The sequence below is a fragment of the Streptomyces sp. A 4/2 genome, assembly GCF_940670765.1.
Taxonomy (GTDB): Bacteria; Actinomycetota; Actinomycetes; order Streptomycetales; family Streptomycetaceae; genus Streptomyces.
Genome location: NZ_CALNVW010000031.1, coordinates 36,144 through 50,605 on the forward strand (window position 1 = coordinate 36,144; position 14,462 = coordinate 50,605).

Annotated in this window: 12 protein-coding genes; 8 read left to right on the forward strand and 4 right to left on the reverse strand. The window is 70.7% G+C overall.

The window, feature by feature from the left end:
- Positions 1–54 precede the first annotated feature (54 nt).
- A complete protein-coding gene (locus tag NBY69_RS22930) occupies positions 55–846 on the reverse strand; it encodes a hypothetical protein (RefSeq protein WP_250303177.1) in 792 nt (263 codons plus the stop codon).
- Between the two features lie 233 nt (positions 847–1,079).
- Between NBY69_RS22930 and NBY69_RS22935 the strand changes: the two genes are divergently transcribed.
- The 3 genes from NBY69_RS22935 (at position 1,080) to NBY69_RS22945 (ending at position 3,790) form a co-directional block, all read left to right on the forward strand.
- Positions 1,080–2,360, forward strand: coding sequence for a glycosyltransferase family 4 protein (locus NBY69_RS22935; RefSeq protein WP_250303178.1), 1,281 nt, complete (start codon positions 1,080–1,082; stop codon positions 2,358–2,360).
- Positions 2,357–3,193 (forward strand): transferase, encoded by an 837-nt coding sequence (locus NBY69_RS22940; protein ID WP_250303179.1) that lies wholly within the window; start codon positions 2,357–2,359, stop codon positions 3,191–3,193. Before NBY69_RS22935 ends, NBY69_RS22940 begins: the two co-directional genes overlap by 4 nt.
- 381 nt (positions 3,194–3,574) lie before the next feature.
- Positions 3,575–3,790: an I78 family peptidase inhibitor gene (locus NBY69_RS22945; RefSeq protein ID WP_250303180.1), complete on the forward strand. Its 216-nt coding sequence runs from the start codon at positions 3,575–3,577 to the stop codon at positions 3,788–3,790.
- A 118-nt stretch (positions 3,791–3,908) separates the two neighbouring features.
- On the opposite strand, the gene NBY69_RS22950 is transcribed toward NBY69_RS22945, so the two are convergent.
- Positions 3,909–4,940, reverse strand: a complete 1,032-nt coding sequence (locus NBY69_RS22950) for a phosphatase PAP2 family protein (protein ID WP_250303181.1) — start codon at positions 4,938–4,940, stop codon at positions 3,909–3,911.
- 437 nt (positions 4,941–5,377) lie between these two features.
- Here NBY69_RS22950 and NBY69_RS22955 point away from each other — a divergent pair, with 437 nt between their 5' ends.
- Positions 5,378–7,057, forward strand: a complete 1,680-nt coding sequence (locus NBY69_RS22955; RefSeq protein WP_250303182.1) for an MFS transporter — start codon at positions 5,378–5,380, stop codon at positions 7,055–7,057.
- Positions 7,058–7,127: 70 nt separating this feature from the next.
- Positions 7,128–8,318 (forward strand): acyl-CoA dehydrogenase family protein, encoded by a 1,191-nt coding sequence (locus NBY69_RS22960; protein WP_250303183.1) that lies wholly within the window; start codon positions 7,128–7,130, stop codon positions 8,316–8,318.
- Between the two features lie 86 nt (positions 8,319–8,404).
- Here the strand turns inward: NBY69_RS22960 and NBY69_RS22965 are convergent, their stop codons facing one another.
- A complete protein-coding gene (locus tag NBY69_RS22965) occupies positions 8,405–8,854 on the reverse strand; it encodes a cell division protein SepF (RefSeq protein ID WP_250303184.1) in 450 nt (149 codons plus the stop codon).
- 298 nt (positions 8,855–9,152) lie between these two features.
- On the opposite strand from NBY69_RS22965, the gene NBY69_RS22970 reads away from it, so the two are divergent.
- Positions 9,153–10,340, forward strand: a complete 1,188-nt coding sequence (locus tag NBY69_RS22970; RefSeq protein WP_250303185.1) for a DUF5685 family protein — start codon at positions 9,153–9,155, stop codon at positions 10,338–10,340.
- 48 nt (positions 10,341–10,388) lie between these two features.
- Here the strand turns inward: NBY69_RS22970 and NBY69_RS22975 are convergent, their stop codons facing one another.
- Positions 10,389–11,333 (reverse strand): ABC transporter substrate-binding protein, encoded by a 945-nt coding sequence (locus NBY69_RS22975; protein WP_250303186.1) that lies wholly within the window; start codon positions 11,331–11,333, stop codon positions 10,389–10,391.
- A 496-nt stretch (positions 11,334–11,829) separates the two neighbouring features.
- Between NBY69_RS22975 and NBY69_RS22980 the strand changes: the two genes are divergently transcribed.
- Entirely contained in the window at positions 11,830–12,681 is an 852-nt protein-coding gene (locus tag NBY69_RS22980; RefSeq protein WP_250303187.1) for an amino acid ABC transporter permease, read from the forward strand.
- Entirely contained in the window at positions 12,678–14,447 is a 1,770-nt protein-coding gene (locus NBY69_RS22985; RefSeq protein WP_250303188.1) for an FAD/NAD(P)-binding domain-containing protein, read from the forward strand. The genes NBY69_RS22980 and NBY69_RS22985 overlap by 4 nt, the downstream gene beginning before the upstream one ends.
- The last annotated feature ends 15 nt before the right edge of the window (positions 14,448–14,462 follow it).

The window sequence follows — 14,462 nt, forward strand, 5'->3', positions numbered from 1 at the left end:
GTCCGTAACCCCCGAAACCGGAATCGGTCGGGGGTTACGGACATGCAGGGCCTGTCAGGTGCCGGCCAGCGGGAGCGCGGCGGCCACCAGCGCGCCCCGCATCGCCGCCCTCTCCAGAGCGTCGCGCAGCAGGTCCTCGCGCCCCTGGTGACCGATCGAGCCCACCGGTGCGGCGTACACCAGCACGGTGTGCGACTTGTTGGCCGCCGTACGCCAGCCTTCGGTGACATGGAGCGGCTGGTGGGCCTGCCACCAGGAGACAGGGCCACCGCCCCCGGCGCCCGGCTGCAGGATGGCGTGCAGCTGGCCCATGGCGAGCAGTACGGACCAGCCGGGCAGCGCGCCGGGCAGCCGGTTCAGATCGCCCACGGGCTGGAACCCCTGCTCGACGAGGAGCTGGAGGAAGCCGTCCTCGGTGCCGGTGGACCCGGGGCGGACGACCGGAGCGGTCGGCTCGACGACGAGCGCGGGCCTCAGATCGCCCTCGATCAGCACGAGACCGCTGGTGATGCCGAGCACGGCCTGCTCCGGGGCGGCCGCGACCGGCTGCTGTACCTGCGGCGCCGCGCCCTCGCCGGTGATGCTCCGCACGGCGCCCTGGAGCTGCGTCTCGGAGACCTTGACGACCTGCGAGGGGATGCAGGTGGCGTGCGCGAAGGCGAGTACGGCGGTCTCGTCGCCGACGAACAGCACGGTACTGGTGCGCTCCTGCTCGGAGTCCCCGGGGGTTCGGCAGGAGGTGCAGTCGTAGCTGCCCGGGGCGTTGTCCCCGGCGAGCAGGAGATCGGCTTCTTCGTCGCCGATCTCGGCACGTACGTCCTGGCTGACGTCGAGCATGCGCGGCACGGGTGGCTCCTCGAACTCGGTTCGTGCGCCGGGAAGTTCCCGGCCGACAAGAGAACAACGGGCGACCTGCGGCCGGGGTCACGCGTAAAAGCGAACGGAATCGAACCGGGTCCCGGACCGGCCCGGCCGGACGGCCCGTTGATCCGACCCCCGTGCTGCGCCCCCGCGATCAGCCGCCGTACAGTCCAGTCACAGAAGTGGCACAGGGGAGTACGGGGGACGACGACCGCGACATGCACATTTCATTCATGCTCCACAACGCCTACGGCATAGGCGGCACGATCCGGACCACGTTCACGCTGGCCGGGACGCTCGCCGAACAGCACGACGTCGAGATCGTCTCGGTCTTCCGCCATCTCGACCGGCCGACCCTGGGCGCGCCCGACGGTGTGCGGATGAGGCATCTCGTCGATCTGCGCAAGGACAGCGGGGGCCCGGCCGCCGACGATCCGGACCGAGCCGGACCAGCCACCGTGTTCCCCCGCGGGGATCACCGGTACCGGCAGTACAGCCGTCTCACCGACACCCGGATCGGTGACTTCCTGAAGTCGCTGGAGGCCGATGTCGTCGTCGGTACCCGGCCGGGGCTGAACGTGCAGATCGCCCGTCAGGCCCGGCCGGGGCCGGTCCGGATCGGCCAGGAACATCTGACGCTGGACAGCCACAACGAACTGCTGCGCCGCGAGATCCGCTACCGCTACGGCCTGCTGGACGCCGTCACCACGGTCTCCGAGGCGGACGCCCGCGCGTACCGCGAGCTGGGTCTGCCCGGTCTGCGGATCGAGGCCGTCCCCAACAGCGTTCCCGAGCCCCGGCTGCCGGTCGCCGACTCCACGGCCCGCTGGGTGGTGGCAGCCGGCCGGCTCACCGAGACCAAGCGGTTCGACCTGTTGGTCCGGGCCTTCGCCCAGGTGGTGGCGGTCCGCCCGGACTGGCGGCTGCGGATCTACGGCAGCGGTGACTCCAGCGGCAACGAGAAGGACGCCCTGCGCGCCCTCATCGGTGAACTCGGCCTGTACAACCATGTGTTCCTGATGGGCCCGGCCAACCCCATCGAGGCCGAATGGGTCAAGGGGTCGGTGGCCGCGGTCACTTCGCGTCTGGAGTCGTTCGGCATGTCCATCGTCGAGGCGATGCGCTCGGGGCTGCCGGTCGTCTCCACCGACTGCCCGCACGGCCCTCGTGAGATCATCGACGACGGCGTCGACGGACTGCTGGTCCCCGTCGGCGACACCGGCGCGATCGCCGCGGCGCTTCTCCGGCTGATCGAGAACGACGGTCTGCGGCGTGACATGGGCCGCGCGGCGCGGAACAGCTCGGCCCGTTTCGATCCCGCCGAGATCGCCGGACGGCACGAGGCGCTCTTCACCCAACTGGCCACCGGGCGCGGGGAAGACCGACCCCGTACCGCGCTGGGTGACGGACTGCTCCGTACCCGCGGCACAGTCAACAGCCGGGCGTACGCGCTGAGGCACCGGATCGCCGGTGCGGTGCGCAGGAGGAGGGCCGCATGACGGAGACCGGCACAGGAACGCCGCCGTGCGTCGACTGCACGGCCGACGCCGACGGAACGCTCACGTTCGACCTCGCGGCGGCCGGGGCGACCGCCCTCGTACTGAAGCGGCGCAAGGCGGACGACCGGGTCGCTCTGGCGCTCACGGCGGCGCCGGGGGACCGGCTGCGCGCCGTGCTGCGCGCGGACGCGGTGCTGGCCGAGGGCCGCTGGGACGCCTTCACCGACGGCGGCCCGGCGGGTGAACAGCGGGCCGAACCCGGGCTCAGGGACCTGCGGAAGCTCGTCGACCGTACGCCGGAGCCCGAGGCCACCGGGGTCGTCGCGCACCTTCCGTACCGGACGGCCGACGGGCGGCTCGCCATCCGCAGCTGGACCCGCTCACCGCATGCCGAAGCGGGCGACCTGACCGTGGGCGGGGGAGCGTTGACCCTCGAAGGACGGCTGTACGGGGCGGAGCTCGGCCCGGAATCCACCGTCGAGGCGCGGCTGCGCGGGACGCGAGGACAGGCGTACCGGGAGCCCGTGACGGACGGCGGGGACGGCCGGTTCCGCTGCACACTGCCGTACGGTCCGCTGGCCGCGGACGGTACCGAGGGGACGCGGGTGTGGGACCTGTGGCTGTTGCCCACGGGCGCACCGGACGCCACGCGCGCCGCGGGCACGGCGGTGCGCATCGGCCGGATCCTCGACGACATCGCCGACCGCAAGTCCGTCCACGTCTATCCGGCCGCGTCGCTCGGCGGCGACAGCGAGGAGCCCGATGCTCGCGCGACGCCGTACTACACGGTCGACAACGACCTGAGCGTGCGGCTGGAGCGGGCGAAGGGCTGAGGCCCTGGCCCTGGCGCCGTCCGGGGGCCTGCGCATACGGGAATCGCTGTGTGATGCGGCGTGCAAGCGTGCGGATTTCGTGGGGAACCCGTGAATTATCGACGCTCCGCAGATTTATGCGGATGTTACTCGCCGGGTAATTCGGAGCAGGCCCGGAGAGCTGGTCCGGATGAATTCGGGCAGCCGAATTGGCCCGCAGTTCATCGTTTGTGCAATTGCAGTTCTACCCGCGCGTAACACCCCGTTCGAGTGACGACGAAGGGGCCGAACGGCTGTGGTGATCCTGTGACACGAGCGGTACGCACGAGAGCCGGGACACTGCTCCGCACCGGCGGGCTCCTGGCCTTCCTTCGCCCAGCCCAGGGGCCTACGGTGGGTGTCATGGCACCCATTCCGACCCCTCCCGTACAGCCCGACGACGCCCCGGAAAGTTACCTGGGCCTCGATGCCGAGCGCGCCGGACAACTGGCCCGTGCGCGCGGCTGGTCCACGGTCAGAGCGCTTCCGACGGGCGCGGTCATCACCATGGAGTTCCAGTCGGGACGGCTCAACTTCGAGGTCGACGGCGGGAAGGTCGTCCGCTGCTGGCTGGGCTGACGCCGGCGTGCGGCGCACGCGCACGTGCCCGTGCAGGGCCGACAGCGCGGAGCCCCGGCCGGGAGAACTCCTGGCCGGGGCTCCGCGCTGTGCGGTGAGGTGTGCCGTCCCGCTGCCCCTAGCTGGAACCGCCCGGTACCGGCCGTGCCTGGCCGGTACCGCGAGGGGCGCGGTCGGCGTGCGGCGGACGACGGCTGCCTGCCGGGGCGGCCGGTGTGCGATCCGAGCGCGGACCGTGCGCCCGCTGGAGCGAGGTGGGGTGCGTGGCGACCCTGGTGGCCCCCGTGGCGCGTGCCGCGAAGCCCACCGGCTCCAGCTGGCTGTCCTCGCCGCCGCCGGACGGCCGGGAGTGCTCCGGGGGGAAGAGGGCAGGGGTGACGCCCACCGGGACGGGCGTGCGTGCGGCGTTCCTGCGGCGGGCGGCACGGAGCTTCTCGCGCACCGCGAACACCACGGCCTCGGTACGGCCGATCAGCGGCTCGAACCAGGGGAGCGCCAGCAGGACCAGCAGCCCGGCGGCCCAGCCGAGGAGAACGTCGCTCAGCCAGTGCGTACCGAGATAGACGGTGGTCGCGCCGACACCCAGGGCCAGCGCCGACGAGGCGACCGAGAGCCAGCGCCTGGCCAGTGGTGTGGTCGCCAGATAGGCGAGGATTCCCCAGGTCACGACGGCGTTGGCGGTGTGTCCGGAAGGAAATATATCGCCGCCGGCAAAGAGCTCGGCCGAGCCGATCTGGGTCGCGTAGTGCGGGCCGAGCCGGCCGAGGCCGAGCTTGACCGCACCCACTGTCATGTTCAGCAGCAGCAGCGCGACGCCCAGGGTCAGGAGCGGTCTCAGGGTGTGCTGACGCCAGGAACGCCAGCCCAGCCAGGCCGCGACCATCACCGCGGTGGGGCCGCGCTGGCCGAGCACCACGAAGTAGTCCAGGAACGCGTGCAGCTGAGGCCACTGCTGATAGGGCCGGAACAGCATGACCCGCCAGTCCAGCTCCACGAGCCAGGACGTGGACAGCACGGCGAAGACGATGACGAGATAGAACGCCAGCGTCGAGCCGAGCAGAGCCGCCCGGGTCCGGCTCATCCGAGGGATCTCTAGCCTCGGCGGTTCCGGCTCCCGGTCCAGGCGGGCGAAGATTCGGTCGGTACGCACTCAATCGACGTTACAGCGAGTGAACGACAAGGCTGGCCGATCTGGTCTCTTTGTGATGACGATGTGATGTGGACTATGTCTCAGGGAGTCGTTTATTCCAACGCAATGTCGAATAGCGTCTCGCGGATCGCGTTATATGCAAGAGGGTCCTTACGCTCGTGTTATTGGCTCTCTGGTAAAGAGATATGCGGGTACGCGATCGGTATATTCCGGTCGGCCGCCGGTCGCTGCGGCGCCTCCTCAAGATCATTGAGTCGGCGCGGAACGTGGCGCACGGCACAGGTCCGGCTGTCCCGGGTTGAGAGATGGGCCACGTGACACGGGCGAGGTCTCGCGTACGCTGACGGCTCACTCGCCCGTCGAAGCCGGACCCCGAGGACCACAGTCGTCCCCGCAGGCCCACCGAGCGCGAGGGACACACTGTGGGAGGTACGTGCATGACAGGGACGTCCACGGTCGGCAGGCGCCCGCGCACCGCCGTTCAGGGCGGTGCCAACCGCTGGGTCGTCCTTGTCGTTCTCTGCGTCAGTCTGCTGCTGGTCGCACTGGACGCGACCGTCCTGCACGTGGCGGTGCCTTCGCTCACCGAGGACATGCGCCCCGGCCCCGTCCAACTGCTCTGGATAGTCGACGCCTATCCGCTGGTCTGTGCCGCGCTGCTGATTCTCTTCGGCACGCTGGGCGACCGGGTGGGGCGCCGACGCATTCTGCTGATCGGATACGGCCTCTTCGGCGCGGCCTCGGCCGTCGCCGCGTTCTCGGCCACCCCGGAGATCCTCATCGGGGCCCGTGCGCTGCTCGGCATCGGCGGGGCGATGATCATGCCCGCGACGCTGTCGATACTCCGCGCGGTCTTCCCCGACCGCCGTGAGCGTGCTGTCGCGATCGGTGTCTGGACCGCGGTGGCCGCGGTGGGCGCCGCCATCGGTCCGGTGCTCGGCGGCTTCCTCGTCGAGCACTTCTGGTGGGGCTCCGTCTTCCTTATCAACCTCCCGCTGATGGCGGTCCTGCTGCCGCTCGCCCGGTGGATGCTGCCCGAGTCGAGAGGCAGCGCGGATGGCCCGTGGGACGTGCTCGGTGCGCTGATGGCCGCGGCCGGGGTCCTCGGAGTGGTCTTCGGGGTCAAGCGGATCGGCGCCGGGGAGGGCGTGTTCGGTGTCGGGACGCTCCTTCCGCTGGCTGTGGGAGCGGTGCTGCTGGTGCTGTTCGTACGGCGGCAGCAGAGTCGCAGGCATCCGCTCATCGACATCCGTATGTTCTCCAGGCCCACCTTCAGCACGGCTGTCGGCTGCATCGTGGTCGCCATGCTGGCCCTGGTCGGCCTGGAGCTGATAGCGGTCCAGTACCTCCAGCTGGTCCTCGGTCTCAGCCCCCTCGCGACCGGCCTGCGGCTGCTGCCGCTCACCTTCGCCGCGATAACCGCCGGCGCCGCCGGCTCCTGCGTCCTGCGCCGCTTCGGCCCGCGCCGGATGGTCAGCTGCGGCTTCGTGCTCACCGCGGTCGCGGTGCTCTGCCTGGTGAAGATGGGGACCCACGACGATCCCCTGCTGCTGACGGCCGCCTTCGTCATGCTCGGGTTCGGACTCCAGGCCACGCTCTTCGGGGCGTACGAGTCCATGCTCAGCGAAGCGCCGGCGGACCGGGCCGGCGGCGCGGCGGCGATCGGCGAGACCTCGTACCAGCTGGGTGCCGGCATGGGGATAGCGCTGCTCGGCAGTGTCATGAACGCGGCCTACGGGCCCGCGCTCTCCTCGGTGCCGGGCGTGCCCGCGTCGGCCAGCGACCAGGCCGCCAACTCGCTGGGCGAGGCGTACCAGGTGGCCCGGCAGTTGGGCGGCCCCGCCGGGGAGGCTCTGCGCAACGCCGCCCGTGATGCCTTCGTCCACGGGCTGCACGTCACCCTGCTGGTCAGCGCGGGGCTGTTGTTGCTCGGCGCGCTGGCCGCGCTGCGGCTGCCGCGCGTGATGGACTGCGAGGCCGTGTGCGAGACCGCCGAGGTCCCTCCTCTGCAGTCCGGGCTTCCGGGCCCCTCCGAGGAGCGGGTGAATTCCTCCGCGCCGGTTCCGGCGCGCCCCTCGCCGGTCGAGGTGGCCGGGTCTGGACGAGCCGGACGCTGAGCCGTAACGTCGACCGGACGCCGTAACTACCACTGCTAGTTTTGCCGCGCGAGCCGCCGGAGGCCTTCTCATGTCCACATCTTCGAAGCTGCCGCCCTTCGACCCCGCCGATCCCATCGGCCTGGACGACCTGCTCGGCGAAGAGGACCTCGCGATCCGCGGCACGGTCCGCGCCTGGGCCGCCGACCGGGTGCTCCCGCACATCGCCGAGTGGTACGAGAAGGGCGAACTGCCCGGCATCCGCGAGCTGGCCCGTGAGCTGGGTTCGCTCGGCGCGCTGGGCATGTCCCTGGAGGGGTACGGCTGCGCGGGTGCGACCGCGGTCCAGTACGGGCTCGCCTGCCTGGAACTGGAGGCCGCCGACTCCGGCATCCGCTCCCTGGTGTCCGTGCAGGGATCGCTCGCCATGTACGCGATCCACCGCTTCGGCTCCGAGGACCAGAAGCAGCGGTGGCTGCCCGGCATGGCGGCGGGCGAGATCATCGGCTGTTTCGGGCTCACCGAGCCCGATCACGGGTCCGATCCGGCCGGGATGCGGACGTACGCCAGGCGGAGCGGCGACGACTGGGTGCTCACCGGCCGCAAGATGTGGATCACCAACGGCTCGGTCTCGGGGGTGGCCGTCGTCTGGGCGCAGACCGACGAGGGCATCCGCGGCTTCGTCGTCCCCACGGACGCCGCGGGCTTCTCCGCCCCCGAGATCAAGCACAAGTGGTCGCTGCGCGCCTCGGTCACCAGTGAACTGGTCATGGACGAGGTCCGGCTCCCGGCCGACGCGGTACTTCCCGGGGTCACCGGCCTCAAGGGCCCGCTCAGCTGTCTGAGCCACGCCCGCTACGGCATCGTCTGGGGAGCGATGGGCGCCGCCCGCGCCAGCTTCGAGGCCGCCGTCGACTACGCGAAGACGCGGGAACAGTTCGGCAGGCCGATCGGCGGCTTCCAGCTCACCCAGGCCAAGCTCGCCGACATGGCGGTGGAACTGCACAAGGGCATCCTGCTCGCGCACCACCTGGGGCGGCGGCTGGACGCGGGGAAGCTCCGTCCGGAGCAGGTCAGCTTCGGGAAGCTCAACAACGTGCGGGAGGCGATCGAGATCTGCCGCACGTCGCGCACCGTCCTCGGAGCCAACGGGATCTCGCTGGAGTACCCCGTGATGCGGCACGCCACCAACCTGGAGTCGGTGCTCACCTACGAGGGCACCGTGGAGATGCACCAACTGGTGCTGGGCAAGGCGCTCACCGGTCTCGACGCGTTCCGGTAGGCCGGACACACCGGCGAGCGCCCCGCGGGGCCGCAGCTGCTCCGTCACCCGGAGGGCGGCTCCCGGCGCCCGGTGCCACCTCCGGCTCAGCTCTGGTTGAAGAAGCCGCCCTCGGTGGACCGGCCCGCGGCCTCCCCGCTGACGATCTTCGTATCGGCGGGCGTCAACAGGAAGACCCGGGTCGCCACCCGGTCGATCGAACCGCGCAGCCCGAAGATCAGTCCGGCGGCGAAGTCGACCACGCGCTTGGCGTCGGCGGGCTCCATGGACGTGAGGTTGACGATCACCGGGACACCGTCGCGGAACATCTCACCGATGCCGCGCGCGTCCCGGAAGCTGTCGGGGGTGATGGTGGCGATCCGGCGGCTCTTCTCCTGAGCCGCCTCGGAGGCCACCCGGACCCGCGGGTCGGTCACCCATGCCTCGGCGGGGGCCGGGGATCCGGCTCCCTCTGCGTACTCGTCGTCGTAGTAGCGGTCGTCGTCGTTGTCCTCGACGAGCCCCAGCCAGGCACTCGCCTTGCGTACCGATCCCATGGACGCCTCCTTTCGCCGCGGTTCTTCTGCGTTCCGCATCCCTATGGTCGTCCATGATGCGGATGGTGCGCCAAGTGGATAGTCGGCGTGTAGGGCATTCGTGACGGTACTGGTGCAGAAGATATGGTGATTCGTCAGGGTTCTTCCTACGTACGACTGCTGACAGAATGAAAATAGGACCCCTCGGGCCGTACGAGTGATGGAGGGGTCGTACGGGTGAACGGGCCCCTCGGTACGATGCCGGAGGCACCGGTGACCCCATCGAACCGGGCAGGCGGACGAGGCTCGGGGGAGCACGGTGTTCGGAATGGTCAGGCCCTGCACGCACCGTCTCTCCGACGGGCTCAGGGCCGAGTGGACGGCCCATCTCTGCGGCCTCTGTCTGGCGCTGCGGGGCGACCACGGGCAGTTCGCCCGGATCGCCACCAACTACGACGGCCTGATCGTCTCGGTCCTGACGGAGGCTCAGGCCGGCCGTTCCGCCGCGGGGCGCCGTACCGCGGGTCCCTGCCCGCTGCGTGGGATGCGTACCGCGCCCGTGGCCCGTGGTGAGGGAGCCCGGCTCGCGGCTGCCGTCTCCCTGGTGCTGGCCTCGGCGAAGGTACGGGACCACGTCGCCGACCGGGACGGGCTGTTGGCGCGCAGGCCGGTGGCCGCTGCGGCCCGCCGGGTCGCCGCGCGCTGGGACCGCGCCGGCGCACGCACCGGCGCCGAGCTGGGCTTCGACACCGCGCTCCTGGTCGACTCCGTGGACCGGCAGGCCGGGATCGAGGCGCTGGCCGGCCCCGGCACCCCGCTGCTCACCGTCACCGAGCCGACCGAGACGGCCACCGCGGCGGCCTTCGCGCACACCGCCGTACTCGCGGGCCGCCCGCAGAACATGGCGCCGCTCGCCGAGGCGGGCAGGCTCTTCGGGCGGCTGGCCCATCTCCTGGACGCCGTGGAGGACAAGGAAGCTGACGCGGTGTCGGGTGCCTGGAACCCGCTCGCCGCCACCGGTACCCCGCGGGCCGAGGCCCGCAGGCTGTGCGACGACGCGTTGCACGGGATACGCCTGGCGCTGCGGGACGCCGAGTTCACGGACGACAAGCTGGCGCACGTCCTGCTCGCCCATGAACTGAGGCGCTCGGTGGACCGGGCGTTCGGTGCCACGTGCGCGCATCAGGCGCCGGGGCCGTTCGGGCCGCCGCCGCCCGGATTCGACCCCCATCCCCCGGAGCCCGACGAGCGCGACGGGTACCGCGACAGCCATGACGGCCGTCGTCCACGCAGCTTCCTCGCGGGCTGCGCCCTGGCCGTCGGACTCTGCTGCACCTGTCGGGCCTGCTGTGCCTCCGAGTTCGAGGGCCCCTGGTCGGGCAAGAAGCGCGAGGGCTGGTGCAACAACTGCGACTGTGACTGCGGCGGATGTGACTGCAACTGCGACGGGTGCTGCTGCGACGGCTGCGACGGGTGCGACTGCTGTTGCCCCTGCGACGGCTGCTGACCGCCGCACCGATTCCCGGTCGGTGATCCGCGCTGATCCCGTGACGCGCTACGTGAGTTCCGGCGGGGAGATCCTCGACTCCTTGATCCCGGACGGAACCGTGCCCCACTTCTTCAGGATGCGTGCGTACGTGCCGTTCTTGATGAGCTGATTCACCGCGGCCCGGAACGCGGGCGCCAGCGCGGTGCCCTTCCTGAAGGCGAATCCCACGTCGAGACGGTGGAATTCATTGAGGAACTTCAGCCCCTGCTGCTGATTCACCGCGAAGCGCAGTCCGTTGATCGTCGACATCACCACATCGCTGCGGCCCTGCTGGAGCGAGATCCAGATCGCGGCCGGGTCCGCGTACGTCTGGACCTTGTAGTCCTTCTTTCCCGCGGCCCCGCAACGCTTTCTCTCCTTCTCCAGCGTCGCCTCGAACGTCGTGCCCGCACCTGTCGCCACATTCAGACCGCACAGCTGGGTCAGATCGGTTACCTTTCCCAGCTTGCTGTCCTTGCGCACGGCGAAACCCTGGCCGTCGTTGATGTAGGTGACGAAGTCGATGACCTTGCGCCGCTCGTCCGTGACGCCGAAATTCCCGACGCCCAGATCGTATTTTCCGCTGTCCAGCGCCGGGAGAATCGTCTCGAAACTCGCGGCCTCCCGTCTGACCTTCAGCCCGAGTGTCTTCGCCACCGCTCCGGCGAAGTCGATGTCCTGCCCGACGACGGTCCTTCCGTCCGGCAGATAGGTGGTGCCCGGTGGGGTGCCGCCGACGGCGGTGGCCATCGTGAGCGTGCCTTGCTTCCGCACGTCCGCGGGCAACAGGGCGGCAGCCGCCCGGTTCTCGCGGACGGCCGACACCACGTCCGTGGTGGGGATCCCGGCGGTCGCGGCAGCCGGTCCGGCGTCCTCGCCCGTGGCCGACGGGTCGCCCGAGCCGCAGGCCGTGAGAGTCAGGGCCGCTGCGGCGACCAGGGCGGAAGCAGCGCCGATTCGGGTCTTGCTCATGGCTTCGGGGTCTCCAGACGATTCGGACCGGCCGCCCTCCTATTGCCGTTCGGTCTTATGGCAGCACGGGGCAACGCAGGGGAGCGGGAACAACGAGGGGAGGAGAAAGCAGCGCCGTATACGTGAAGGCGTAGAAGATCGCCGCGAGAGCGCAGCGCAATGCGCGGAAGAGGAGAACGCGCGGAAGAGGCGCGGGGAAAACGCGCAGCGTGAACGTGCGGAGAGTCAGCTCAACAGGAAGAGGACCACACTCGACCGAAGTCGATGTGGGAGCGCGTGACCAGCCACTGCTGCGGATGCATGGGCTCAGTGGAACAGGCATCCGTTTCCCCGTCAACTGCCGTAAGACATCGCGCTCACAGTGTGGACAGGCATTGACAATGCGCGGAACGGGCGCCGTATTCTCAGGGCCGGACCGTGCTGAGGGGCTCGGTCCGCGCTGTCATTCCCGTGAAGGCACCACCGTGTTCGATCTCTGCATCCACGGAGCCTTCTCATGTCTGCGTCGTCAGATACCCTCCCCCAACTCTCCGCACCCCCGGCCGGGCGCGAAACCGCGGTGCCGCGCATCGTGCCGGTCCGCCGGACCGGCCAGTGGGTGGCGGCAGGCGTGGTCCTGCTGCTGCTGGCCGGCGCGGTCAGCTCCGTCGTGCGCAACGACGCCTTCCAATGGGGCGTCGTCGGCGACTACTTCGCCACCACCGCCGTCCTGCGCGGTCTCGGACTGACGCTCTGGCTCACCGCCGCCGTCATGGTCCTGGGCTTCGCGCTCGGTACCCTGCTCGCCGTGGCCCGGCTGTCGGCCAACCCCGTGCTGCGCGGAGTCAGTTGGGGCTACGTCTGGCTGTTCAGATCGACACCGATCCTGGTGCAGCTGCTCTTCTGGTTCAACATAGGCGCGCTGTACCCGCAGATCCTGGGGGTCCGGACGGTGAACCTGCTGGGACCGGTCACCGTCGCCATCATCGGCCTGACCCTGCACGAGGCCGCCTACGCCGCCGAAGTCGTACGCGGCGGCATCCTCTCCGTGGAGCGCGGGCAGATCGAGGCCGCCGAGTCGCTGGGGCTCGGCCGGTGGCGCAGGCTGCGACGGATCGTCCTTCCGCAGGCCATGCGCGCGATCGTGCCGCCCGCGGGCAACATGCTGATCGGTACGCTCAAGGGCACCTCGATCGTCTCCGTCATCGCCGTGCAGGACCTGCTCTACTCCGTACAGCTCGTCTACCACCGCACCTACCAGGTCATCCCGCTGCTGCTGGTCGCCACCCTCTGGTACACCGTGGTGACCTCGGTGCTCAGCGCCGGGCAGTACTACATCGAGCGGCACTACGCGCGCGGTGCCCGGTGACGCCGTCCGTGGTCGTCGTCGGAGCCGGCCCGCGGGGCACCGGATTCCTGGAACGGCTCGCCGCCAACGCCCCTTCCCTGTACGGGAACCAGCCGCTGGACGTCCATGTGGTCGACCCGTTCCCGCCGGGCGGCGGCCGGATCTGGCGTCAGGAGCAGTCCCCGCTGCTGTGGATGAACTCCATGGCCGCGGACGTCACCATGTTCACCGATGACTCCGTGCACCCCCTGGAGGGGCCGGTCCGCCCCGGACCGACCCTCGCCGAGTGGGCCGGGATCGACCCGCAGTCCTTCCCCAGCAGACGGGCCCAGGGGGAGTATCTGCGCTGGGTGTACCGGGAAGCCGTGGCCGCTCTGCCGCCGGGTACCACCGTGCACGAGCACCGGACCCGGGCCGTGCGGATCAGCGGCCCCGCACACGGACACCAGCGGGTACGGCTGGAAGGGCGGGGCGAGCCGCTCGTCGCCGATCTGGTGGTGCTGACCGTCGGGCATCTCGACGCCCGGCCGGACAAGGAACAGGCGGGGCTGTCGGACTTCGCCGCCCGGCACGGGCTCACGCATCTGCCGCCCGGCTTCACCGCTGACTCCGACCTGAGCGTGCTCAGGGCCGGTGAACCGGTCATCGTCCGCGGCTTCGGGCTGGCCTTCATCGACCTGATGGTGCTCCTGACCGAGGGACGCGGCGGCCGGTACGACGCGGCAGGGGAGTATCTGCCGTCCGGGCGGGAGCCGCTGCTGTACGTCGGTTCGCGGCGCGGTGTGCCGTACCACTCCAAGATCGGCTACCCCCTGACCGGTGAACGGCCGCCGCTGCCCCGCTTCTTCGGCCCCGGACAGGTCGACGCGCTGCTCGCCCGGCCGGGCCCGCTCGACTTCCGGCGCGATGTCCGGCCGCTCGTCGAGCGGGAGCTCGGCTTCGCCCACTACCACCGGCTGTTCACCGCACACCCCGAGCGCACCGCGGTCGACTGGGCGGACTTCGAGGCGACGTACGCGGCGGCCGGGGCCGGCAGCGCCGAGCTGGCCGCGCTGATCGAGACCTCGGTCCCCGACCCCGCCGACCGCCTCGACCTCGAAGCACTGGACCACCCACTGGACGGCGTACGCCATGCCTCCCACGACGCGCTCCAGAACGGCCTGCGGGCCTACATCACCGAGGATCTGGCCCGCCGCCACGACCCCTCGCACAGTGCGGATCTGGGATTCTTCCTCGGACTGCTCTCCGTCTACGGCCAGTTGGCCCGGCTCGGCGACACCGGGAAGGGCGGCGCGCGGTGGCACAGCTTCTTCAGCCATCTGGCGTCGGGACCACCGGGGCCGCGGCTGCGCAGCCTCCTCGCGCTCTCCCGCGCAGGTCTGGTGCGCTTCATCGGCGCGGGCATCACCGTCGAGACCGACGAGACGGACGGGGTGTTCCGCGCGGGCGGCGCCGGCGCGCCCGGGGAACGGATCGAGGCCCGCGCCCTCGTCGAGGCGCGGCTGCCGGAGCCCTCGCTGGAACGCACCCGCAGCCCGCTGCTGACCGCCCTGTACGAGGACGGGGCGCGGACCACCTCCGGGGGTCTGCTCGTCGTGGATCCGGTCGACGGCCGCATCGTCGAACGCGGTACGGGCCCGCACCCGCGCCGTTTCGCGCTGGGCCCGTACACCACCGCCCGCTCGGCGGGCGCCTTCGCCAGGCCGCACACGAACGCCCCGGCCTTCCGGCAGAACGACGTCACCGCGCGCACCGCGCTCACCCTGCTCAAGGAGTCCACGTCATGACCGCGCGCACCACAG